This is a genomic window from Neptunicella plasticusilytica (assembly GCF_047922965.1).
In the GTDB taxonomy this organism is placed as follows: domain Bacteria; phylum Pseudomonadota; class Gammaproteobacteria; order Enterobacterales; family Alteromonadaceae; genus Neptunicella; species Neptunicella plasticusilytica.
In genome coordinates, this window is sequence record NZ_CP150481.1 from 815,875 (window position 1) to 840,501 (window position 24,627).

A 24,627-nucleotide genomic window follows, 5' to 3' on the forward strand; every position below is an offset into this window, starting at 1 on the left:
TGGCTAAAATTTTCGCGACATGCCGGATTAATTAAATGAAAGTGTACATCGGTCTTCGGTGGTTAGTATGTATCGTTTTACTGCTCAGCAGTTGTCAGAGTGATTTCCGTCCCGGCCAGGCTAACCGGACTGATCTCATAAAAGGGCAATCAGATCCGGCCGATTATCGCTCTATTCAATTGCAAAATGGCTTAAAAGTTTTGCTTATCAGTGATGCCAAGCTGGTGAAGGCCTACGCATCATTGTCTGTTCAGGCCGGTTATTTTCAGGACCCGGCCAATATCGCCGGTTTGGCTCACTTGTATGAACATATGCTCTCTAAAGGTTCGGCAAAATATCCGCAAACGGCTGAGTATAAACAGTTTTTGGCCGACCATGGCGGGCGTTCCAATGCTTCGACCCGATCACGCAGTACTAATTACTATTTCCAAGTTGCCAATAGCGGTTTCGCCATGGCGCTGGATCGTTTTGCATGGCAATTTATTGATCCTTTACTGCCCGCAGAGATGGTTTACAAGGAGCGTCACGCGGTTGAAGCAGAGTTTAGGCTCAAGTACCGGGATCCCTTCCGCCGCAAGCGCGAAGTTATTCGTCAGCTAATTAATTCCGATCACCCCTATAGCCAGTTTTCCACCGGAAATCTGGTAACCTTGCAAGATACCCAACAGCAAAATTTACAACAGGCGCTAGCCAATTTTGGCCAAAAATATTACTGCGCACCTCGTATGGCGGCAGTGTTGGCGTCCCCGCTTTCTTTAGAGCAGTTGACGCAGTTGGCAACAGACAAGTTTTCTGGTGTTCCCCGGCAGTGCAAAGCCACTCTGTCAGCAAGTCCTGCCGTTTTTAATCACCCGCCAGCGGGCAAGGTGGTCAATATTAAAACGCTCAACAAACGCTCGCGTCTGACCATGAGCTTCTTGGTGCCGAATAGTCAATCCAGTCGCGATGCTATGGTGGCAGACTATATTGAATGGCTGTTTGAGACACAAAACGCCAACGGACTTGAGACTTACCTGCAAAAGCATGATCTGATCCAGCAACTGTACGCGTCGAACTCGAACCTGGATGAGGGACATGATCTATTTAATATCGAGTTTAAGTTAACCAATGCAGGCTGGAAACAGCCTGAGTCCATTGTGGCAATGACATTTGCTTATATTGAATTACTCCGCGAGCAGGCTATGCAGCAGGACTACTTTGCTGTATTTCAACAATTAAACCAGCAACGTTTTAACCTGGACGGTCGGCATAAAGAAGCTGATGATATCCGTGCTTTGGCAGAAAGCTTATTGTTTGAACCTGCCTTTCAGGTGCTTGCTGCGGGACGGATCGCAACCCGATATTCCACCGAAGAAATTCGTGATTGGCTGGCTCATTTGATCCCGGAAAACATGTTGGTGATCCGTGAAAACAGCCATTTACCTGAGCATAAAATAGAGTCTATCTACAATACCGCCTACAGTATTGACAGCTCGCTGAACAGCAGTACTAAGTTGGCCAAAGTGGCTTTCCGGTTACCTGAGTTATCCCCCTATCTAGCCGACGCGGTTGCTGTGGATGTGTCTGATGTAAAACACCCCAGGCTGTTAATAGACACGAAACAGTTAACTTCGTGGTATTTGCCTAAAGCTGTTGCCGAGGACAGCTATACGGCCATTACGCTATATATTGACACCTTGTCATCAACTACAGATTTTGATTATTTGAACCCGTTATTTGTTAAGCGCTTGGAAATGCAACTGGAAAACGTATTGGGTGCCGCCAGCCAAGCCAATATAAGCGTGGATATCAGTACTACCCGACAAGGACTAAAACTGGCACTATCAGGGCGAAGTGGCGACTGGCCCAAGCTTTGGCAGGATTTGTTGATGGGCCTGCAGCAACCGCAACTTGAGTCTTCCCGCTTAAAAGACACGTTGAACCGGCATATTCACAGTTTACAAGGACGCCTTAAAGACAGGTTAAGTAGCCAGACAAAGCAGCTTCAGGATGCGCTATTGGGCTTGCATCCCACTACTCGGCAGTATTTGGATTACTTTGCCCAATTTGACGAATCCCGTTATCAGCATTTTGTCCGGCATTATCTGGACAATGCGCACCTGACCAGCATTTATTATGGTCACGTATCAGCAACGCAATGGCAGCAGATGAACCAGTTGCTCAACCCGCTGGCAAGCAAGATTAAACAGCCGATTCCTGCCGCAGTTGATCATTGGCAGGGTAAGCACAGTAACATCGGGCTGCAAACAAACCAGCTAAACAGTCAGGACTCTGCGGTACGTCTGGTATTAATACCGCAATCGCAATCCTTGTATAGCCATGCCGCTGTCGAATTATTAGCGTCTATGCTCAAGGCGCCATTTTTCCAGCAGCTGCGTACAGAGGAACAACTAGGCTATTCGGTATCTGTTGCAGCAAAGCAGAGCTATGGGCAGCCCTTTTTAAGCTACTATGTTCAGTCTCCGGTTGCCGGGTCTGAGGGATTGCTTGAGCGGGTTAAGCAGTTTAATCAGTGGGCGGTGACTTATCTATCGATGATGCCATTGACGCAATTCGAACAGCTGAAAACTAACCTGTCTGTGTCATTGGGACAATCGCAAATCAACAGTAGTAGTGCCGAAGGAGGGCTACGCTACAACATTCGTAAAGGCCGTCCGTTAGACTATCACAAACAATTACAACAGGCCGTTGCGTCAATGTCACAGGAGACATTTCTAGCAATGGCAGAATTTTTGTTAAAGCAGGAGCTGCAGGGCGTTTTGGCCGAACCATCAATAACGGTCAGTGAAAAACCGGATCTTTAATTAATTTGATATCGGACTGATAGAACAGGGTTTTGGTAAATAGCAGACGCTGACGGCGGTTATCCAGCGACATGGAACTGTCGATAACGACACTGGATAACGGCAGTTTCAGCAAAGGCGTAAACTGTTGGCTTGATAACGAATAAAAACCGATTTGTTGGTGATCATTTTTGAGTTGTGGGAAGTAAATCCCATCCTGAGTATAGACCCAGGTATAGCGCACCCGGAAGGTGTCGCTACCAAGCAGCTTACGCGCTTTTTTTTGCTCTGGTCTTTTCTGGAATAAACCTTTTGTGGTGCGGGTATAAATCAGGGTGTCGTTATCGATCAAAATACCGTACCGGCCGCCATCCCAGGTAAGTCTTGTCACTTGCTGGTGATCCAGTTCAAAGCGATACAAGTCGCGGTTATCCTCAGAATATACTGCCGAAATGATGGCGCTGTCGTCGGGCACCCAGGTAGGGCGATTATGTCCGCTAAACGGACTGAGAACGGGGACTGTTCGCCGGGTCAGCACGTTGACAATGTAGATGCGATCCGCGTTACCTGTTTCATCCGGCGCCAGAAAAGCCACGAACTGGCCATCATGTGACCATTTGGGGAAACGCACAGAACGTTTTAAATCGGTCAACTGACGACGATTACTGCCATTGGCATCTGCCAGCCAGATTTCATAATAACCGGATTCATTTGAGGCGTAGGCTATCTGATCGGTCACTGCTGAGTAATCAGGGTATTTGTGATTGTAGCCGGATTGCAGGATCGGAAAGGGGCTGCTGCTGACCTCATTGTCCAGCGACTGGGCAGCAATCTGATACTGTTCATCACGATGCTGGAAAAACAGCCAGGGAAGTTGTCGGGCGAATGACGGGTAGCTGAATCCTTTGATATTCAGAGGTTTGGATTCAAGCGTGTCCAGATTGAGTTCAAACCCTGAGCGCACATCGGCCTGCTGAACCGCATAGATCAACGATTGGCCGTCAGGACGCCAGGTCAAGCCAACAATATCCCTTTTGCCAAAGGTCAGTTGTTGGCTGCGTCCACTGGCTAAATGAATAAGGTGGATATCTTCGCTAAAGCGGCTGCTGCGCCTGGTAATAGCAATATACTGTCCATCCGGTGAGAACGCCATATCACGTTCTGACTGGTCACAATCTTTATCACAGGGCAAGGGGCGGGGCAGTGCGGCAGGATCATTCAAATCGAGTAAAAATATGCCGGGACGAGGATCCTGTTCGAGGATCCCCCAATAAGCCAGAGTGGTATTGTCCGGTGAGATGTCCATGTAATGTAACGCCCCTGTCATCGGACATTTGGCGACAAAATGTTCCTGCAAGCTTTGCACATCCATTTTGACAATATCACAGTAATTTTCATCTATATCCTTGCGCCGGAAATACAGCCATTTTCCGTCCCGGCTCCATACTGCCCGTCCTTCATTGGCATGATCAAAGGTGAGCCTCACCGCAGATAATTGGGGTTGGGTTACATCCCGTCGGTATAAATCTACCTGGCCATCCGGACTACGCCATTTATACACCAGATAACGTCCATCGGGTGACGGAGCCGGAAACAACTCCAGACCGGGTTCTGCAGTAATAGACTGGATTTCATTTGAACTGGTGCCTGATGGAGAACGCAAGTCGGTCATACTAAACAGAATTGCCGACAGTAACAGCATGCCGGTAATGACCATTATTTGGATAGCTGAACGTGGGAAACGTGGCGTTACCGCCTTCAACATTTGCGGTGCGACAAGCAGGCGATAACCGGATTTACGTATTGTTTCGATAATTTCAGGCTGCTCCGCCTGAGTCAAGGCCTGACGCAGATGCCAGATAGCGTTGGTTAGTGCTTTTTCACCCACATAAATATTGCCGTGCCAGATATGTTCAATCAGTTCCTGACGGGAAACCACGTTAGGGTATTGATTGGCGAGGTAACAAAGCACCTCGATAAATTTAGGTTGTAGACTTTGTTTGGGGCCCTTATCCGGGTATATCGCATATTCAAGCGGTTCAATGCGAATTTTTCCGATACAAAAAGGAGCCTGCTGAAACATGAATGTGATGAATTTTTATAACAAATGGTTATTAGGACTCTATCGAATAGTGCCTCGTGTCGCAATCATCTACTTTATCTAAACAAGGGATCTTTAAGCATTTTGATATCAGATTGGGGAAAATCGGTTTTAGTAAACAAAATACGCTGGCTGTGGCTATCCAGTGTCAGTGCACTGTCCGCGACAAAGGTTTCGCGCGGTACCCGCAAGATTGAACGGGGTTGATTGGTTGAAAAATCCTGATACATCAACTGTTGATGATCATTATAAAATTGCAGAAAGTACACACCTTGTTGTGAAGCTGTCCAGGCATAGCGGGCGCGAAACATGTTGTGATCCAGCAGCGCTTTTGGCTCCTTTGCGTTGAGTGATTTCTTCCACAAACCAGCCCGTGAAGAGGTGTACAGCAAGGTATCATCGTCAATCATCAGCCCATAACGACCGCCGTTGTAGGTCAAACGTTGTGGTGGGTTATTATCCAGCGGGAAAAGATAGATATCGGTGTGTTGCGGGGTGAATACCGCAGACAATATGGCGTTGTCAGTGACTGACCAACTAGGACGGTTGTGGCCATTAAATGGACTGGTCACGGTGGAAACACGCTTGCTCATCACGTCTACGATATAGATGTGATCACCCTTTTCATCGTCATCTGCGGCCAGAAATGCGATACGCTTGCCGTCGTGAGACCATTTTGGAAAGCGGGCGGAACGTTGTAGATGGGTCAGTTGTTTGCGCACTTTACCTGTTGAATCTGCCAACCAGATTTCGTCAAAGCCAGATTCATTGGACACATAAGCGATTTGCTCATTGTGTGGCGAATAGTCCGGATACTTGTGATTATAGCCGGATAATAAAACAGGAAACGGGCTACTGCTGACACCAGGGGTCGTCGAGATTGAGGAGATTTGATATTGCTCGGTACGTTGTTGATAGAATAGCCAGGGTTGCTGACGGGAGAAGGCCGGATAACTGAATCCGTCGATTCCCAGTGAATAATGTTGATGGTCGGTTAAATCAAGCATAAAACCACTGCGTACATCGGCCCGTTGCACCGCATAAACCAGCCGTTTTCCGTCAGGGTGCCAGGTTAACCCGACAATATCTTCTTCACCTTCGGTTAGCGCCTGACTGCTGCCATCCCGAATGTTGACCAGATAAATATTTTCGTTGTACTGATTCACCCGTCGGGTTACGGCCATTGAACGTCCATCGGGAGAAAAGGCCATATCCCTGTCCTTGAATCCACATGCCCGAGCACAGGAAAAGCGCACCTGTTTGGCCTCGGGTGCGGTTAAATCTAGAAAATAAATGCCGGAATCTTCCGCTCCGGGATCATTACCGTACAGCGCCAGAGTTTTATCGTCGGGTGAAATATCGATATAGTAGTAACCTCCGGACAAGGGGCAGCGGGTAATAAACTGCTCTTCAAAACGTTGCATATCCATGCGCACAATATCGCATTGATCGACCCGTCTGTCCTTGCGGCTGAAATACAGATAACGACCATCGCGACTCCATACCGAATGACCTTCCGACGCATTATCAAAGGTTAAACGAGTAGCAGGCAGAGCGGGTTGTTGTATGTCTTTTCTGTACAAATCAACTTGTTCGTCCGGACTCACCCATTTGTATACCACGTAACGCCCATCGGGTGAGGGAGCAGGGAACAATTCCAATCCAGGTTCGGTGGTAATAGTGCTAACTTCTCTGTTTACACTGCCGGTTTGTTGATGGCTCCAAATAAAAACTGTACCTAGCAGCAACAGTATTAAGATACTTGCTGTAATCACATATCGCTTTTGCGGGGTAGCTGAAAGTACGCTGAGGAGGGAGTAGGAAAAGTTTTTTTCAGAAGCAACAAACTTGGGGGCAACAAGGAGGCGATAGCCAGATTTACGGATAGTCTCGATCACGTCTTGATTGCTGGCTGTCTGCAGTGTTTGACGCAAATGCCAAATAGCATTAGTCAGGGCCTTTTCGCCCACATAACCGTTACCTTGCCAGACTTTGTCAATTAGCTCCTGACGGCTAAGGACTTTGGGATACTGTTCGGCCAGATAAATCAGCACCTCGACAAATTTAGGTTGCAAGTTGTGCTTTTCACCCTTGTCGAAATAAATGGCATACTCGAGTGGTTCAACTCGACAGTTACCAATAAAAAATGCCTGCTGTTTGTCCATTGGAAAGCGTTTCTAATCACGTAATCGTAGCTTGATAAAGCAACTTTTTATCCAGTTAGATGCCAAGTTTAGCATCAATGATATTTCATAACATTTTGAAAAACATATAAAAAATAAAAATAGAGACTAAATAGATAAAAAAATGGCAGTAAAACGAGGCCAGCTGGATTGCGATTCCCTCTTGCCTCGACCTATAACAGGGTGTCGGCTACTTTTTGGCTATTTAGTTGTTGCAAAAGAATACAGAACTAGCTGGCAAACACCAACCTCTATGAGACTGTACAAAACTGCATTTTCATTTTTGCTGACTGTATGTAAGTTGGCGGAAACGAAAAAATAGACAGGCTCTGGCCATGAATAAAAATACAATACGGACCAGGAACGGAACATGATGAAAAAAAGCATACTTACTCTGGCTATCCAGACAGTGTTACTGGGAGCCATTCCAGCCACTGCCTTAGCCGATCAACAAACTGATATTGAGCGGGCCGATGTTGCCGCAAACCAGTCACAATCGGCTGAGACACAAGACAAAGAAGCAGAAAAAATAACAGTGACCGGCTCGCGAATACGTCGTGACAGCTTTAGTTTTGCTACTCCTTTGGTGACGATTGATCGGGAAAATATTGAAGACACAGGATTGGGCTCGCTGTCGGAAATACTGGTTGATGAAATTCCGGCGATTGCTGAAGGGGTGAGCAATACCAACTCTCAATCCAGTGTGCAAAATACCGGCTTATCCACTATTGACCTGAGAAACCTTGGCACTGATCGCACCCTGACCCTGATTGATGGTCGCCGGGTCGTATCCAACAGTTACAGCGGAAATTATGTCAGTCTGAGCACCATCCCCAGTGCGATGGTCGACAGGGTCGAAATTATCAGTGGCGGAGCCTCCGCAATTTATGGTTCCGATGCGATTGCCGGCGTGGTGAATATTATTACCCAGCAAGACAAGGTTGGCTTTGAACTCGATGCCAGAGGGGGACATACCCCTGAAGGCGGTGGGCGCGAGTTTACCCTCGATCTGGGCTATGGAGCAGATTTCGATAATGGCAAAGGCTATCTGTATTTTGGTACCTCCTGGGATCGGCAGTTTGGCATTGCCAACGGTGATCGCGACAGAGCCAAGTACGAGGCCAGTTACGACTACAATACCTCACTATTGTGCAATGAGATGAACACGGTAGACGGTGATCAGTGTATGCGTGATATTACTATGGATGACTGGCGTGAGCGTAGTGACGATACGCCCGGCGGAACCTTTGAAAGTAATGACTGGTTTTATCACCCTACCAACGGATTAACCGAAGGTTTTGTCGAAGAACGTGACGGAGTGAATACCTACAGCTATGAAATGCTTAAAGTGCCGGATAGCAAATTATCCAGCGCATTAAAACTGGATTATGAGTTGACCCCTGATACCAAGGCGTCTTTCCAGGTTCAATACAGTAAAACTAACTCGGTTAACGTCAAAATTCCCGAAGGACAGGATTATAATGATGATGAACTGGTTATCGATCCGGTTACTGGCGAACCCTCTCTGGAAGTGCCGGGTTATATTTCACCGGATAACCCTTATGTACCGCAAGAAATTGCCGAGTCGGCGGGCAGCAGTGTCAGCTGGGACAGACTGTTTGTCGAGTTGGGTAATATTGTTACCGACAATGAACGGGAAACCGTTCGTAGTTGGGCCGGATTACAGGGCAGTGCATTTGACAATGAATGGGACTGGGAACTGTCGGTGGGTTACGGCAAGTTCAAGCAACAGCAGCATCGCTTGAATGAACTGAATATTCTTAATTTGCGTGAAGGATTAAATGCCGAATACGCTGACGATGGAGTGACCATCCAATGTGCCAACCCTGAAGCCAGAGCTGCAGGTTGTGTACCGGTTAATATCTTCGGCTACGGCAGTATTACGCCTGAAGCGGCCGATTATATTCGTGCCAACCCGACCATCACCACCAACATTAGCCAGATTAACTTGCTGGGTTATATGACCGGTGATTTATTTGCCATGCCTGCCGGTATGGTTACTGCTGCTTTTGGTTTTGAATATCGTAAGGATAAACAGGATGTACAAACCAGTAGGGATCACCAGTATGGCGGGATCACCTTTAATCTGGTGCCAACATTCGCTGGCGAAATGGACGTCAAAGAAATTTTTGCCGAAGCCAGCATTCCGTTATTGAAAGATGCCGCTGTGGCCAAGAGCCTGTCGGCGGATGTCTCATTACGGTTAGCAGACTATAGCCCTAAAGGCATTGATACCATGGCCAGTTACCGAACCGGATTAGCCTGGGAACCGGCTGAAGGTTATCTTGTCCGCGCTAACTACGCCCGTGCCCAGCGTGCGCCCAATATTACGGAATTGATGTCTCCGCCCCGTGGCGATTACGACAGCTTCTCGGATATTTGTGACGGTACCACAGCTACTTCGGCAGGTGCCGGTCATGACAATTGTCGACTGGACCCGGGTATTGCCAATGCGATTAACCTGTATGGCGAATTTATCGATGAAAACTCCAGTTATTCACCCAATGCCGGCAACGAGAACTTGAAGGAAGAAACGGCCGATACCTATACCTTCGGGGTCAGTATCTCGCCCGAGTTGCTGGACGGATTCCAGTTGGCGGTGGATTACTATGATATTGAAATCAAGGATGCTATCGAAGAGATCGACAATTACAAAATCCTTGAACAGTGTTATGACTCCTCGTTAGGTTTTGGCAGTGATAATCCTTTCTGCGGTGATATATCGCGGGATAGTGAAGGTCAGTTGACTCAAGTGTTGCAACGGGTCTTCAATCTGTCTGAAGTGACGGCGCGAGGCTATGACGTAGCTTTGGCTTATCGTTACGATATGAACGACTACGGAAAGTTGAAATTCAAACTGGATATGACCCATATCATTGAACATTCCAAAACCTTTGAAGGTAACGACGGACTGGAAACCATTAATTACAACGGTGAACTGACCAGTGGCATTTTTGAAGATGTGGCGTCAGCGTCACTGGCCTGGTACATCGGCGATATGAGAATACGCTGGCGTACCAAATATAAGGGATCGATTGTGGACAATCATGATCGGGTCGCCGAATGGGAAGAGCTCAAAGCAGACAATCAGGCATTACTGGATGCCGGTGATCCGGATGGAATTGCAAATCCGGAAACACCTTACTATCTCTACTATGGTTCTTATATTCGTCATGATCTGTCGGTGTCCTATAACCTTGAGTGGGAGAAGGATGTTCAGCTACGCTTGTATGGTGGGGTAAATAACCTGTTTGATAATCAGGGGCCCTTTGTACCCAATACCGGAGACAATATCGAACATGGTACCGGTAACTTCGCCAGTGACTTTGGCGGTGGTGTCGGACGTTTTGTTTACGTTGGCGCCCAAGTCGGCTTTTGATCTATAGGCCGGGAGGTTCCTCCCGGCTTCTTCTTTGCAAAATCGGAAAGGAACCTTAATGAGAAATCATATTTTGTTGGTCATGTCGTTGTTGCTAGCAGCCTGTTCGGACATTGACCAGTCAGATGTAAGAGATGGACCTTATGTACTCAAGCTGTCCGAACAGTGGGAAGCATTGTGGGTATGTGACGGATTGGCCAAAAGCTACAGTTTTCCACCTTTGACAGAGGCTCGTACCATCGAAAAATGCGGATTAAGCGCCAATATGCAGCCCGATCCGGCAAAACGTCCGGATATTATTTATCCGACAGTAGACAAATTGGCAGTCTTTAGCGATATACACGGTCAATTCGGCATTATGACCAAACTCTTACGCGCTCATCATATTATTGATGATAAAAATGACTGGATTTTTGGTAGCGGTCATCTGGTGCTGGTGGGAGATGTGTTTGATCGCGGACCAAAGGTAACTGAAAGTCTGTGGCTACTTTACCAGCTTGAGCAGCAGGCCAAAGCCGCCGGTGGACAGTTGCATTTTTTGCTTGGCAACCATGAAGTCATGACCCTAAACGGCGATTTGCGTTATCTGAATGAAAAATATCATCTGGTTGAACAAACCCTGAATCGTTCCATTTCCACGCTTTATGCCTCGAATACTCTGCTAGGCCAATGGTTACAAACGCGCAATGTACTGGTCAAAATTGGTGATCTGTTGTTTACCCACGGCGGACTGCATCCCGACTTGGCCAGGCAACAGCATACATTGGCACAAATCAATCAAGTGTTTACTGCTCATTTGCGCCAACAGCCGGATATGCCTCGCCAAGGCTTTGCCTATTATCTACATAAATCCGACGGACCGGTTTGGTATCGTGGTTATTTCCGCTCACCGCAGGTAAGCGAGGAAGACATCAATCTGCTTAAAGATACTTATGGCGTCGATCACATTATTGTTGGCCACACCACCCAGGATCAGGTATTAGGCCTATACAACAACGCTGTTATTGCGGTTGATAGCGGGATTAAACGCGGTAAAACCGGCGAGATGTTGTTGGTTGAGCAAGGCCAGTTTTACCGGGGGTTAATCGATGGTAGCCGTGTAGCCTTATAATTCCCGTCAGTCATTATTGCGCAATCGGTTTTTCGTCCGGTTCGATAAACAGTACCTCTTATTCTGCAACCTTCATCAACTTCCCCTGAAAGCCCGCCAAATCGGGCTTTAACGCCATTTGTTACTAAATTGAATCAGCCTAAGTCACTGTAATTTAACAATTTGTTTACCTAGCAATGGCTTTTGTCGTCTATTAGTAACAATGCAGCTCAAGCTATTTCGCGCCCAAATCCCTGATTGTTCGTAATGCATTGAAAAATAACAATTTTTAAAAGTTGGCATCTAATTTGATATAGGTTCTCTCGAACGAAGTAGAAAAACGTTCCTGACGTACCCTACAAGTTGCGTCAATCGATATGATTTTTTAACTGAAAAGGAAACACGATTATGAAACGCATTAATACTACTTTAGCAATGTTAACTCTAGCGGCCACTTCTTCAGCTTTCGCCGTAGGTATCACCGAATTCGCAGAATTGGATGTGGACCAAAATGGTGTGTTGAGTGTACAGGAAGCCTCTGCCGATTCTACCCTGGCTCAAAAATTTACCGAGCTGGATACCAATCAGGATGGTGAGCTTTCTGAAGCGGAATATAACAACGCTTAATAAATTTACTACTACGATGACGTGCCCGTAACGGGTGCGTCAATCTAGCCAAACAAATTTTAGTAACTGGAAGGAATAATATTATGAAACGCATTAATACTACTTTAGCTATTTTGACTTTAACAGCCACATCATCTGCTTTTGCTTTGGGAATCAAAGACTTTGCAGAACTGGATGTTGACCAGAATGGCGCGCTTAGCATGCAGGAAGCATCAGCGGATGCAACACTGGCTCAAAAATTTAAAGAGCTGGACACCAACCAGGATGGCCAACTTTCTCAAGCGGAATATGACGAAGCTTAAGAAATACTGAAACCATGATGTAGTCACTCCAGATTATATCTACCAACGATTTTTTTAACTGAAAAGGAAACAATATTATGAAACGCATTAATACTACTTTTGCTATGTTAGCTTTATTCGCAACTTCTTCTGCTTTTGCTGTTACTCCTTTTGCAGAACTTGATGTAGACCAAAACGGTGTACTTAGCATGCAAGAAGCTGCTGCAGATTCAACTTTGGCTGAAAAGTTCAACGAGTTGGATACCAATCAAGACGGACAACTTTCTGAAGCGGAATACAACAACGCTTAAGAAGCTGTATAGGAACAAGGGAATGGTGAAAGGGATTTTCAACTAACCGGCGCTATGGGTAGTTAATTGGTATCAATTAACTACCCTTCAAATCAGAAATAACGCTGTTACGCTAATGCCAGTTCAATTTTTTGAATTGGCATTTTCTATTTCGCTGTGCAGATACGGCTGACAAACAAAATAGCTGCGCACCATAACGCATACCAACATCACCATAGCGATTCCCTCTAGTCCCAGTAAAAGAGGTGCCAATAAAGTCGCGACTGCAAATAACGGCAAAATAATCCGGTTGGCGTTTTTAAGCACAAACCTGTCGCGCACAAACCATAAACCGGCTAGATAAAGTGAAGCCGGAATAGCGACGGCATAGTCCCCGACCAACAAGTCCACCTGCGCATGTCCGGAAACAATATCCACCAACACGGCAAAACCTGCTCCAACGGCCGCTCCTGCGATATAGATAATCAGATGCCCATAACCCCAGGTAAATGCTGTGGATATTGACTTATCCTGAATCTGTTCTTCTTTGGAGAAATAAAGCCACCACATGGAAAACAGAATAACCAGCGCAGACAGGGCAATATGGATCAATGCGATATTGGCGTGAGGGGCCGATACCTGACTCAGAGCCATGGAACCGGCCAGTAGCGTTTCACCCAAGACAATAATATTCAACAACCCGTAGCGCTCGATAATGTGGTGTCGATGCCAGGGTGTGGCACCTTTTCGTTCTGCCAGCGCCGGCACACCAAGTTCCAGCAATGCACCTACTGCAAAAAGTGGATAAAACAGACTATCCGGGAGCGGTTGATTCAGAAAAAGTGCCACCCAGTAAACCTGGACCAAGGCAATACCGCCTGCATAGTACAGACAAGTGCTACGTCGCAGCGGATCATGTTTAGCAGCACGTAGCCATAACAACACCATTGCCGCGCGCATAATGACATAACCAATAACTATAAAGCCGAGATCGGCAGTCTGAAAAAAGCTATTGATTCCGGCTGCCAGAGTCAGCGCCCCGCCCATAATCACCATGGTCAGGACGCGGAACAGTGAATCATCATTATCGTAGGCCGAGGCAAACCAGGTGTAGTTTATCCATGCCAGCCAGATAGCAAAAAAAGCGGCCACAAATTTGAGCACGCCGTCGATAAAATGGGCTTCGGCTATGGCATGATGTAGGCCTGCTGCAGCGGCCGCAATGGCGATTACGGAGACCAGGTCAAACAATAATTCAAGCGGCGTAGCGGCGCGGTGGGATTCACTCATATCCCGTGCAATCATGGGATGAATGCCCGTTATAGTACGTGTCTTGTTTAGCATCGTGATTATTCGTCAACTGAAATGGAATAGCATCCATTTCATAGCGATTATTCAGCGATGTCAAAGATTTACTCAAAGTTGGAGAAACCTGCCACCCCTCAATGCATGGAGTGGCAGGGATATTATTAGTCGACCAGCCCGCGACGTTTTAATAACGCATTAACAGTAGGTTTCTGGCCACGGAAATTAACATAGTCGGTCATCAGATCCTGTGAATTACCCATGGACAACACGGCTTTTCTGAACGCATCACCGTTGTCACGTGTCATCCCGCCGTTTTCTTGCATATGAGCAAAGGCATCAGCCGCAAAGACTTCGGTCCACAAATAAGCGTAATATCCGGCTGAATAGCCACCTGAAAACGCATGGCTGAAATAGGCTGACTTGTAACGAGGTGGAACTGGCGCATAGTCAATGCCATGTTTGGCCAGTGCCTGTTGTTCAAACTCGGCTACGTCATCAATTTGCGTTCCAGCCGGGATCGAATGCCATTCCATATCCAGCAGTGCTGCAGCCAGATATTCGGTGGTGTCAAAGCCCTGATTAAACTGGTGAGATTTAAGCACTTTATCCAGCAACTCGGCCGGAATAGGCTCACCGGTTTGATAGTGTTTGGCGTAATTGGCGATAACAGCAGGTTCAATATCCCAGTCTTCGTTAAATTGCGACGGGAATTCCACAAAGTCACGGGCAGTCGACGTACCGGCCAGACTGGGATATTTCACTTTAGAGAATAAACCGTGAGCTGCATGGCCAAATTCGTGGAACATGGTGGTGACTTCGTCAAAGGTCATTAAGGTCGGTTGGCCATCAGCCGGCTTGGGAATATTCAGTACGTTGTACACTACCGGCTTGTTGCCGAGCAGATTGTTCTGGGTGACATATTCATCCATCCAGGCACCGCCGCCTTTACCTTCGCGAGCGTAAGGATCCAGATAAAATAACCCGATAGAGCTACCATCCTGATTAAACACTTCATATGCAGAAACATCCGGATGATAAACCGGCAGATCGTTACGCTGTTTAAACGTAATCCCGTAGAGCTTTTGCATGGCGAAGAACAAGCCGTCATGCAACACCCGATTCAGTTCAAAATAGGGTTTAATTTGCTCTTCATCCAGATCATATTTGGCTTGGCGCACTTTTTCGGCATAAAACGCCCAATCCCAGGGTTGCAATTCAAAGTTGCCGCCTGCTGCTTCGATTTGTGCCTGAATTTCTGCCGCTTCGGCTTTGGCTTTTACCACTGCTTTAGGTGCCAAATCATCGAGAATGGCGTAAACCGCATCGGGCGTTCGCGCCATTTGATCGGCAGTGACATAGCTGGCCCAGTTCGGGTATCCCAATAGTTCGGCTTTGTCAGCACGTAATTGTGCCAGCTTAACCAGTATCGGTCCGTTGCTGTCCATGGCGCGACTAGCCGAGGTTTTCCAGATCTTTTCGCGCAGCGCACGATTCTCCAGACTGCCTAAAATAGGCTGACGCGTGGTGTTAACCAAAGTGATCATATAACCCTCTTTACCCGCGTCTTTGGCAGCAGCTGCCAAAGTGGCAATATCACTTTCAGATAAACCGGCTAGTTCTGCTTTGTCGTTGACCAGGATCACATCCTGCTTAAAGGATTTTAAAATATTCTGTGAAAACTCGGTGGAGAGGGTAGAAAGCTGACTGTTGATGTCGCGCATCCTGGTTTTTTCGGCATCGGACAATTTAGCTCCGGCGCGTACGAATTCATCATAATAATGGGTGATAAGGCGCTGGTCCTCTGCGCTGAATTCAGCCAGTTTGGCGTGTATTGCAGAAATGCGGCTAAACAGTTTGGCGTTTAAATAAATATTATCGTCATGAGCCGATAACTTGGGAGCCATCTCGGCTTCGATGCGCTGATACTCATCATCCGAAATTACCCCGGCCAGATTAAAAAATGCCCGTGATACCCGATCCAGCAACTCACCACTTTTTTCCATCGCTACCAGGGTGTTATCGAAGCTGGGTGTTTGTTGATTGTTGGCAATGGCATCAATTTCCGCGCGGTGTTGCTCTATCCCTGCGGCAAAAGCCGGTTGGTAATTTGCGGTGGTGATTTTATCAAATTGGGGGGCTTGATCTTGCAAGGTACTTTTACTTAGCAAAATGTTATCGCTGTTTTTAGTCTGGCTCGTCGCAGGACTGTTCATAGTTTGTTTCGCTGTGTTATCTGAACAGGCAGAGATCGCCAATACCGCACTGATTGCGGCACTAAGTAAGGTAATACGCATATTGTCTCCATTGGGAATATTATGATTGCGTTGATGAAAAGCAGCCCCAAACCATAGCAGGCATAGAACCGCCAATACAATCCCGCTGGACTTATTCAGCCGGTGGTTTGTCGTAAACTGAACTGCGCGATATCGACTATTGGCGTATTTCATCTTGTATGAGTTGAGCAATTATTTGCCTAATACAATTTAGGGAAAACGCTTTCCCTTTTATTTTTTTTATGTGAACATAACGCAAATTTTCAGGTTAACGCCTCCTTGTTAATAGTTGAGAGATGTTATGAACGCGCAATTTGATCCCGGTGAACATCCGCACCGTCGTTATAATCCGCTTATTGGAGAGTGGGTGCTGGTGTCGCCGCACCGTGCCAAACGTCCCTGGCAGGGGCAGTCGGAAAAAAGTGATGACGAACAAAAACCGGCTTACGATCCGGCCTGCTATTTGTGTTCGGGTAATACTCGCATCAATGGTGAAGTGAACCCCGAATATAGCTCGACTTTTGTGTTTAATAATGATTTTGCCGCGCTCAAAGATGATACGCCTCAGGTAAGCAGTGATGATCCGTTATTTCGCATGAGTACCGAACAAGGCTGCAGCAGAGTGATCTGTTTTTCACCGGATCATAGCAAGACGTTGCCGGAGTTGTCGGTTAATGAAATCCATGCAGTGGTGGACTGCTGGCAACAGCAACTGGACGAACTGGGTCAGCAATACCAGTGGGTGCAAGTTTTTGAAAACAAAGGTGCGGTAATGGGGTGTTCCAATCCCCATCCTCATGGACAAATTTGGGCGCAACAACATTTGCCTACGCTGGCCGAAAAGAAATTAACGCATTTACAACAATATTATTCCGAACACGGCAGTAACTTGTTAGCTGACTATGTACAACGCGAAGAAGTTGCCCGGGAACGCACTGTTTGTGCTAATGAAGACTGGATGGTTGTAGTGCCTTATTGGGCAGCATGGCCGTTTGAAACCTTGTTGCTACCGCGTTTTGAAGTATCGCGCTTGACTGAACTGAATGAGCTGCAGAAACATTCATTAGCGGATGTGATCAGGCAAATTACCATCCGCTATGATAATTTGTTTAACACGTCATTTCCTTACTCGATGGGCTGGCACGGCGCACCCTTTGACAATCAAACGCATTCCGAGTGGCGTTTGCACGCGCACTTTTTCCCGCCTTTATTACGCTCGGCCACGGTCCGTAAATTTATGGTTGGCTATGAAATGATGGCCGAAGCCCAGCGCGATATCACCCCAGAACAGGCTGCAGAAAGATTGCGCAGTGTTTCTTCAGTACATTATAAAAGTGAATAATGGATATGACGGATAAAAAGTTGTTGGCTCAGCAATTTGAGCAGTATTTTGATGTTATGGCGGACTGTTTTGTACATGCGCCGGGCAGGGTAAACCTGATTGGTGAGCACACTGACTATAACGGTGGTTTTGTCTTGCCCGCGGCGATTAATTTTGGCACCGATATTGTGGCCAAAGCCCGCGAGGACCGGCAAGTGAATGTGGTGGCGCTGGATTATGCTCAGCAACAGGCCAGTTTTTCGCTGGATGATATCCAGCATGATCACGCTATGGGCTGGAGCAACTATATTCGTGGCGTGCTGTTGATTTTGCAAAAGCATTTCCCGCTGAGCAAAGGTGCCGATTTAGTGGTGACGGGCAACGTCCCGCAGGGCGCCGGACTGAGTTCTTCAGCATCGTTTGAAATCGCCATTTTGAAATGTTTTGCCGAGCTGAATCAATTACCCTTGGATGGCATTCAGGCGGCATTGTTGGGCCAGCAGGCCGAAAATGAATTTGTTGGTTGTTCCTGCGGCATTATGGATCAACTGATTTCGGCAATGGGTCACAAAGATCAGGCCATGTTGCTGGATTGTCGCTCGTTACAAGTTGAATTTACCCCGATCCCGCCGCAGCACTCGCTGATGATTATCAATTCCAACGTAAAACGGGGCCTGGTCGACAGTGAATACAATCTGCGTCGCCAACAATGTGAACAAGCGGCAAAAGTGATGCAGGTTGAGCTGCTTCGCGATGCAGATATGAATATGCTGGTACAGCACAAAAGCAGTTTGTCGCGGGAGGCCTATTTACGTGCCCGTCACGTGATTAGCGAAAATGATCGCACAGTGGCGATGTTTGAAGCACTCAAGCACGCCGATATGCCCAGAATCAGTGAACTGATGCGTCAATCGCATTTGTCGATGCAAGAAGATTTCGCCATTACCGTCAAGCCTATCGATATTCTGGTGGATATTATTCATGCTGAATTAGGTGAGCGGGGCGGTGTCCGCATGACCGGCGGTGGTTTTGGCGGTTGTGTTATTGCCTTGGTCCCTGATGACTTGGTCGAATCTATTCAGGCTACGATTGAACAGCAATATCAGAGCCAGACCGGTATTAAAGAGAGTGTTTTTATCTGCACAGCCGAGCAGGGAGCGTTTGCCTAAACGGCGATATATGCTATTAAATTGCCCTGACGACGGATTCTCGTTTGACCACAGTCGGGGTGTATTTAAAGGTTTTGTCGGTGCTGATAACTGAATGACTATCGGCGCTGTAACTCAGCGCCAGTTCGGCCGCGCGGATGGCCATCATCTCAATCGGATAACGTAAGGTAGTGAGTTTAGGGCGACAATATTTAGCCAGCAATACATCGTCATAACCAATCACTGACACCTTGTTGGGCACGTCAATATTGTGATCCTGCAGCATCGACATGGCACCTGCCGCCATGGCATCGTTATAGGAAAATACCGCACTAAAATCAATTCCCTTGGCGAGTAGATTCTGGATAGCGGTTTCGCCACCTTCCTGATCCGGGCTACTGTATTCAATCGCATTGTCGGCCAATACAATCGAGGATTTTTCCAGTTCATAACGTATACCGGCCAGTCGCTGGATAGGATCGTCAATCTGGTATTTACTGGTGACCATGGCAAATTTACTGTGCTGTAAATTCAACATGTGTCTGGCCATCAAGCGCCCGCCAGCAAAGTTGTCCAGCCATACGCAACGATTGGCAATGGCTTCAATATAACGGTTGATTAACACAAAGCCCGGGATCTGTCTGGCAAATTCGATCAGAGTCTGATCATCAAGGGCTTTACTGTGCACCACCATCGCTTCGCAGCGGTGCTCCATTAGCGTTTCGATGGCTTTGAGTTCGGTGTCGGCCTGGATAGAACCTGAGCTCAATAATATTTGTACATTTTCCTGCCGGGCGATTTTTTCTACACCGTGTGCCAAGGTGGCGAAAAACGGATCGGCCAGTTCGGCAATGACTATGCCTAACGAGGCACTGCGTTTATTTACTAACGCACGGGCATTGGCATTGGGGCGGTAACCCAGCTCCAGCATGATTTTTTTGACCCGTGCGCGAGTCACATCACCGACCTTGGGGCCATCATTGATCACTCTGGAGACGGTGGCCAACGATACGCCTGCTGCGTTAGCAATGTCCTTGATTGTGGCCATTAATTTTCCCTTGTGCCAGTAACAGATTTACCTGACAGTGCAGGTGAGCTAGGGGTAGTTATAACACCAATAGAATAGGAGGTAAACGTATTCCTGAATAAGTGAAATAGGTTGTTGAGGTGGCACAACGACAAGCTACAAAATCATCTTTCAGATGGGATAACAGGACAGAATAAGAGGTTCAGGATTTTAATTGTGATTAAAGTCGTTTTTAACCGTAAATCTTAGGGTAAACGATTTACCTGTGAGCGGAGTTATGCTTCAATGTGAAGTTGATGTTAGCAGTGAGTTATAAAATATCTGCGTTTCTGCCAATATCCATAACGATAAACCATAAGCAGACAGTGACTTTATTGGCTGCATGAAAACAATAACATAGCATCAAAAGGGGTCAGCTATGAATCTTTCCACATTAGACATATCGGTTTTTGTCCTGTATGTCATTGGCTTAATCGGCGTTGCCTGGTGGGTATCGCGTAGCAAAGCGGGCCATGAAACCAATACTAATGATTATTTTCTGGCGGGTAACAGTTTGCCCTGGTGGGCAATTGGAGCCTCGCTTATCGCAGCCAATATTTCTGCCGAGCAGATTATTGGTATGTCTGGTTCTGGCTACAAGATAGGGCTGGCGATTGCTTCCTATGAATGGATGGCGGCCATTACTCTGATTATTGTCGGCAAGTATTTTCTGCCGATTTTTCTGCAACGAAATATCTATACTATGCCGCAGTTTCTGGAACAGCGTTACGATCACCGGGTACGGATGATTATGGCGATCTTCTGGCTGGGCGTTTATGTGTTCGTTAACCTTACCGCTGTACTGTGGCTCGGGGCTTTGGCAATTAACACCATCACCGGTGTGGACATGATGTATGGCATGATTTTCCTCGGATTGTTCTCACTAGCCTATTCACTCTATGGTGGCCTGAAGGCGGTGGCGTTAACCGATATTATTCAGGTGGTTTTGCTGGTGTTTGGCGGGTTGTTCCTGTCTTACATGGCACTGGATCTCATCGGGGCCGGACAAGGTATTGTCGCCGGTTTTGATACGCTGACCACCCAGTTACCGGAAAAATTCGACATGATCCTGTCGCCTGAAAGTGAACACTATGCTGATTTGCCCGGCCTGTCGGTGTTGATTGGCGGTATGTGGATTATGAACCTGTCTTATTGGGGATTTAACCAATACATTATCCAGCGCACATTGGCGGCCAAGAGCGTTGCTGAAGGCCAAAAGGGGATTGCGTTCGCTGCTTTCCTGAAATTGTTGATGCCGATTATTGTAGTGTTACCCGGTATTGCAGCAGTGATGATTGTGCCTGATTTGGACAAGCCGGATCAGGCATACCCGCATTTGATGAATATAATGCCGGCCGGATTAAAAGGTCTGGTGTTTGCCGCTCTGGTCGCTGCGATTGTGTCGTCACTGGCGTCGATGACCAACAGTGTGTCGACCATTTTTACCATGGATATTTATGCTGATAAACGTCCGGGACGCAGTCAGCATCACTACGTATTTGTAGGACGAATTGTCAGCTTCCTGGCGCTAATTATTGCGATGCTGACGGCTAAACCCTTGTTAGGCCAGTTTGATCAGGCGTTCCAGTATATTCAGGAATTTACCGGCTTCTTTACTCCAGGTATTGTTGCATTGTTCCTGTTGGGAATGTTCTGGAAAAAAACTACAGCTAATGGTGGTCTGACCGCAGCGATTGGATCGGCAGTATTGTCACTAGTGTTTAAGCTGCTTTGGCCTGAGTTGCCCTTTATGGACAGGGTAGGACTGGTATTTATTCTTTGTGTGGTGTTGGCAATTATCGTATCACTGGCCGAAAAACGCGGTGAACATGTTAATGCGGTGAATCTTGATGATGTCGACTTTAAAACCACCTCAGGATTCAATCTGGCCACATTGGGGGTATGCCTGATACTCGCCGCGTTATATATCACCTGGTGGTAATACAGCGAGCCAGTTTATAGTCTGGCTCAATTCATTTAGCAGCGCGACAAGCCCGGTTTGTCGCGCTTTTTTATTATTTACATGGGCAAGTGTGGAATAAGCTATGATTGATTTTTGTCTTTTAGACTAATATCTTATTGGTTTTCAGTATCGGGAACTGATGATGAAAGCATCGTTATTGTCTACTACTCTGTTAACCAGTCTGTTATTCCTACCCGCGCTTGATGCGCAAGAAAGCAAGCCACAAACAAAGCATAATCAGGCGGTAATCGACTTTTATCCGCAAGTGATGAATGCCAATCCGCCCATGCCCGCGGATTTAAGTCAGAGGTTTATCAGCTGTCCGATCAGCACCCGGCAGAAATTAACCGTTCAACCAGATTATAAAACCTCAGCACAAGTGGATTACCAGCATAGCGGATGGGAAAAGCGCATCAGTGCCGACTGGACCTTTTTCTCACCTGACGAGGAGCAAGGCAAGGTACTGGTGATTGACTTTGCCAATGTCGCCGATGGCCTAGCCTACCGTTATCTGGCCAACGCCAATACCGAAGATCAACTCTATGAACCCTGGAGTTCATCAAAAATCATGGCGTTTACTGCCGCAGTTGCCAAGGCCCGGGAACAAGGGGTAGGCGCGATGAGTAAAGCCGGGGAAACCCATTTGGCAGATTTAATTACCAGCATCAACAGCTATGCACCCTTTGGTCAGGCGGATGGTAATTCCAATGCCATCGCAACCTATTTACTCAATATTACCGGACGTGACAGAGCTACAGCGCTATTCCATGACGATTGGTTAAAACTGGCTAATGCCAAAGTTCGTTTTCGCGGTGCTTATGAGGTGGAGCTATTTAAACCCGCGACGCCTTATTGGTACAGCCTGAATTCTGATAACAAGGCCAGTATGCCGGAACTGGAAAAAAATTCGGACGATCCCGGCTATCAATCCTATCGTTGTGAGGAATGCGGTTTGACCGGCAATAAGCCGATGACCACACTCGCGCAAGCTGAATGGCTAAAACGTTTGGCCAGCCACGAGCGCGATAAACTCACCCGCCAGCCGGGTCTGGAAGCGGAAGATATTCAAGTATTGTTTTATGGCACAGGTCACACCGACACAGACCATCAGGTGGGCGGCATGATGCAAGGGATCAGTACTATGCTGCAACATGCGCTGGCCGACGCCATTTCGGGGAAAAGCGGTTCTGACCCGAAAACCGTATTGGATCAAGCCACTAATGGTCAATGGCGGACATGGCAAAAAATTGGCTGGGGACCTAGCGGGACACGTGGTACTGGCGAAAATGTGGTATTGGCCCATGTATGTTTACCCGATTATCAGGGTGGCAGAGAATTTACTGTTGCAGCGCAGGCTAGCTATCCGGGAGATGAGGACATTATGGTCAATTATGCGGGAATGAAAATTCAGGCGATACTGAACACATCCATGCAGCAACTGCTGTCCAACACGCCCTAGTCTTCTTATTTTTCTTCAGTCGTGCTATTTGTGCTAACAGAAAATAACTTGATCAGGGTGTTAAAGTAATAAAATATTCTTTATTATTGCTTTAATAAAAATAATATTTTCAATGTGTATCTTATGTTATTAACGAGGTTGTATCGATGATCACCAGCGCCTATTCTTTTGTCGCCTTATTGTTAGCCGTCGCGGGTGGTCTGAAATTGCTCGAAGCGAAAAGTCGCTGGAAAATATTCGAGTTTCTGCCGGCCATCGTAATGCTGTATTTTGTGGTGATGTTGATGTCGACCTTCGGTTTCTGGCAGCAGACCGAGGTAATAAATCAGGCTTATGCTCAACTTAAACAGAATATTCTGCCAGCGATGATTTTTCTGATGTTGCTGAATAGTGATTTACGCCAGATCCGTAAATTGGGTGGCAAAATTATTCTGGCGTTCTTCGCCGCCGCTATCAGCATCGGCATTGCGTTTATTCTGGCATTTATCCTGTTCCAGTCTGCGTTGGCTGAAGGTGCGTGGAAAACCTTGGCTGCGCTTAGCGGAAGCTGGATGGGCGGAACGGGCAATATGGCCGCCATTCAGATGGCGCTGGATGTGCCTGATGCCAGTATGGGCTATACCCTGTTGATTGATTCGATTGATTATGCATTGTGGGTGATGTTGCTATTGGCATTAGTGCCTTATGCCAAGCGTTTTGCCAAATGGACGGGGGCAGACACGTCACAACTGGATGAAGTGGGACAAAACCTGTCCTCTGATAGTAAACAGGTCAGTGGGGATCAAACCACTTCGTTACTTTTCCTGCTGGCTGCGTCGTTAGTGGTATCTGTGGGGACTCAGCAACTTGCCGAGTGGTTGCCTACCAGCGCTTTTTTCACCCATACAACCTGGACGGTATTAATTGTGACAGTACTGGGAGTATTGGCAGCCATGACGCCGATAAGCAAGCTGTTTGGTGCCGTTGAACTGTCCAATTTGATGTTATATTTGATTATTGGTTTGATCGCATCGCGGGCCAATTTTGCCGAATTGGCCGCTGCACCGACCTATATTTTAATGGGGATGGTGATCTTGTTATTACATGGCTTGATGATGTTGGTGTTTGCCAAGCTATTTAAATTTGATTTATTTACTTGTGGTGTGGCGTCGCTGGCCAATATTGGTGGTGTTGCTTCTGCCCCTATTCTGGCTGCGGCTTATTCCAGAGCGTTGATCCCCATTGGTGTATTAATGGCCATGTTAGGTTACATCATCGGTACCGGTGGTGGCTTGGTTGTGGGAAAAGTGCTGTCGTTAATTGCGGCCTGATTCGTATATATTTTTAGGACAATG

16 protein-coding genes are annotated in these 24,627 nt (G+C 47.0%); 11 read left to right on the forward strand and 5 right to left on the reverse strand.

From position 1 onward, the window contains the following. Positions 1-35 precede the first annotated feature (35 nt). Positions 36-2,804 carry an insulinase family protein gene (locus tag V1467_RS03660; RefSeq protein ID WP_416307450.1) on the forward strand — a complete coding sequence of 923 codons (2,769 nt, stop codon included), beginning with the start codon at positions 36-38 and terminating at the stop codon, positions 2,802-2,804. On the opposite strand, the gene V1467_RS03665 is transcribed toward V1467_RS03660, so the two are convergent. Continuing rightward, complete coding sequence (locus tag V1467_RS03665; protein ID WP_416307451.1) at positions 2,782-4,866, reverse strand: winged helix-turn-helix domain-containing protein; 2,085 nt, start codon at positions 4,864-4,866, stop codon at positions 2,782-2,784. The genes V1467_RS03660 and V1467_RS03665 overlap by 23 nt on opposite strands. Positions 4,867-4,940: 74 nt before the next feature. Continuing rightward, positions 4,941-7,049, reverse strand: a complete 2,109-nt coding sequence (locus V1467_RS03670; RefSeq protein ID WP_416307452.1) for a winged helix-turn-helix domain-containing protein — start codon at positions 7,047-7,049, stop codon at positions 4,941-4,943. Between the two features lie 391 nt (positions 7,050-7,440). Here V1467_RS03670 and V1467_RS03675 point away from each other — a divergent pair, with 391 nt between their 5' ends. The 5 genes from V1467_RS03675 (at position 7,441) to V1467_RS03695 (ending at position 12,776) form a co-directional block, all read left to right on the forward strand. Further along, complete coding sequence (locus V1467_RS03675) at positions 7,441-10,467, forward strand: TonB-dependent receptor domain-containing protein (protein ID WP_416308641.1); 3,027 nt, start codon at positions 7,441-7,443, stop codon at positions 10,465-10,467. 58 nt (positions 10,468-10,525) lie between these two features. Continuing rightward, positions 10,526-11,578: a metallophosphoesterase gene (locus tag V1467_RS03680; protein WP_416307453.1), complete on the forward strand. Its 1,053-nt coding sequence runs from the start codon at positions 10,526-10,528 to the stop codon at positions 11,576-11,578. A gap of 387 nt (positions 11,579-11,965) precedes the next feature. After that, positions 11,966-12,184, forward strand: coding sequence for a calmodulin (locus V1467_RS03685; protein ID WP_416307454.1), 219 nt, complete (start codon positions 11,966-11,968; stop codon positions 12,182-12,184). An 83-nt stretch (positions 12,185-12,267) separates the two neighbouring features. Next, positions 12,268-12,486: a calmodulin gene (locus tag V1467_RS03690; RefSeq protein ID WP_416307455.1), complete on the forward strand. Its 219-nt coding sequence runs from the start codon at positions 12,268-12,270 to the stop codon at positions 12,484-12,486. A gap of 77 nt (positions 12,487-12,563) precedes the next feature. Then, the gene (locus V1467_RS03695; protein ID WP_416307456.1) at positions 12,564-12,776 is read left to right on the forward strand and encodes a calmodulin; all 213 of its coding nucleotides are present in this window, start codon (positions 12,564-12,566) and stop codon (positions 12,774-12,776) included. Between the two features lie 123 nt (positions 12,777-12,899). Here V1467_RS03695 and V1467_RS03700 read toward each other — a convergent pair whose 3' ends face one another. Then, positions 12,900-14,099 carry a low temperature requirement protein A gene (locus tag V1467_RS03700; protein WP_416307457.1) on the reverse strand — a complete coding sequence of 400 codons (1,200 nt, stop codon included), beginning with the start codon at positions 14,097-14,099 and terminating at the stop codon, positions 12,900-12,902. Between the two features lie 125 nt (positions 14,100-14,224). Then, complete coding sequence (locus V1467_RS03705; RefSeq protein WP_416307458.1) at positions 14,225-16,357, reverse strand: M3 family metallopeptidase; 2,133 nt, start codon at positions 16,355-16,357, stop codon at positions 14,225-14,227. A gap of 280 nt (positions 16,358-16,637) precedes the next feature. Here V1467_RS03705 and V1467_RS03710 point away from each other — a divergent pair, with 280 nt between their 5' ends. Together V1467_RS03710 and galK are read left to right on the forward strand one after the other, a co-directional pair. Beyond that, on the forward strand, positions 16,638-17,678 hold the full coding sequence (locus tag V1467_RS03710; protein ID WP_416307459.1) for a UDP-glucose--hexose-1-phosphate uridylyltransferase: 1,041 nt from the start codon (positions 16,638-16,640) through the stop codon (positions 17,676-17,678). A gap of 5 nt (positions 17,679-17,683) precedes the next feature. Continuing rightward, positions 17,684-18,826: a galactokinase gene (gene galK, locus V1467_RS03715; RefSeq protein WP_416307460.1), complete on the forward strand. Its 1,143-nt coding sequence runs from the start codon at positions 17,684-17,686 to the stop codon at positions 18,824-18,826. Between the two features lie 16 nt (positions 18,827-18,842). Here galK and V1467_RS03720 read toward each other — a convergent pair whose 3' ends face one another. Next, positions 18,843-19,853 carry a LacI family DNA-binding transcriptional regulator gene (locus V1467_RS03720; protein WP_416307461.1) on the reverse strand — a complete coding sequence of 337 codons (1,011 nt, stop codon included), beginning with the start codon at positions 19,851-19,853 and terminating at the stop codon, positions 18,843-18,845. A gap of 397 nt (positions 19,854-20,250) precedes the next feature. Here V1467_RS03720 and V1467_RS03725 point away from each other — a divergent pair, with 397 nt between their 5' ends. The 3 genes from V1467_RS03725 (at position 20,251) to V1467_RS03735 (ending at position 24,603) form a co-directional block, all read left to right on the forward strand. Then, positions 20,251-21,813 (forward strand): sodium/sugar symporter, encoded by a 1,563-nt coding sequence (locus V1467_RS03725; protein WP_416307462.1) that lies wholly within the window; start codon positions 20,251-20,253, stop codon positions 21,811-21,813. Positions 21,814-21,973: 160 nt separating this feature from the next. Then, positions 21,974-23,293 carry a hypothetical protein gene (locus V1467_RS03730; protein ID WP_416307463.1) on the forward strand — a complete coding sequence of 440 codons (1,320 nt, stop codon included), beginning with the start codon at positions 21,974-21,976 and terminating at the stop codon, positions 23,291-23,293. A 146-nt stretch (positions 23,294-23,439) separates the two neighbouring features. Further along, positions 23,440-24,603, forward strand: a complete 1,164-nt coding sequence (locus V1467_RS03735) for a DUF819 domain-containing protein (RefSeq protein ID WP_416307464.1) — start codon at positions 23,440-23,442, stop codon at positions 24,601-24,603. The last annotated feature ends 24 nt before the right edge of the window (positions 24,604-24,627 follow it).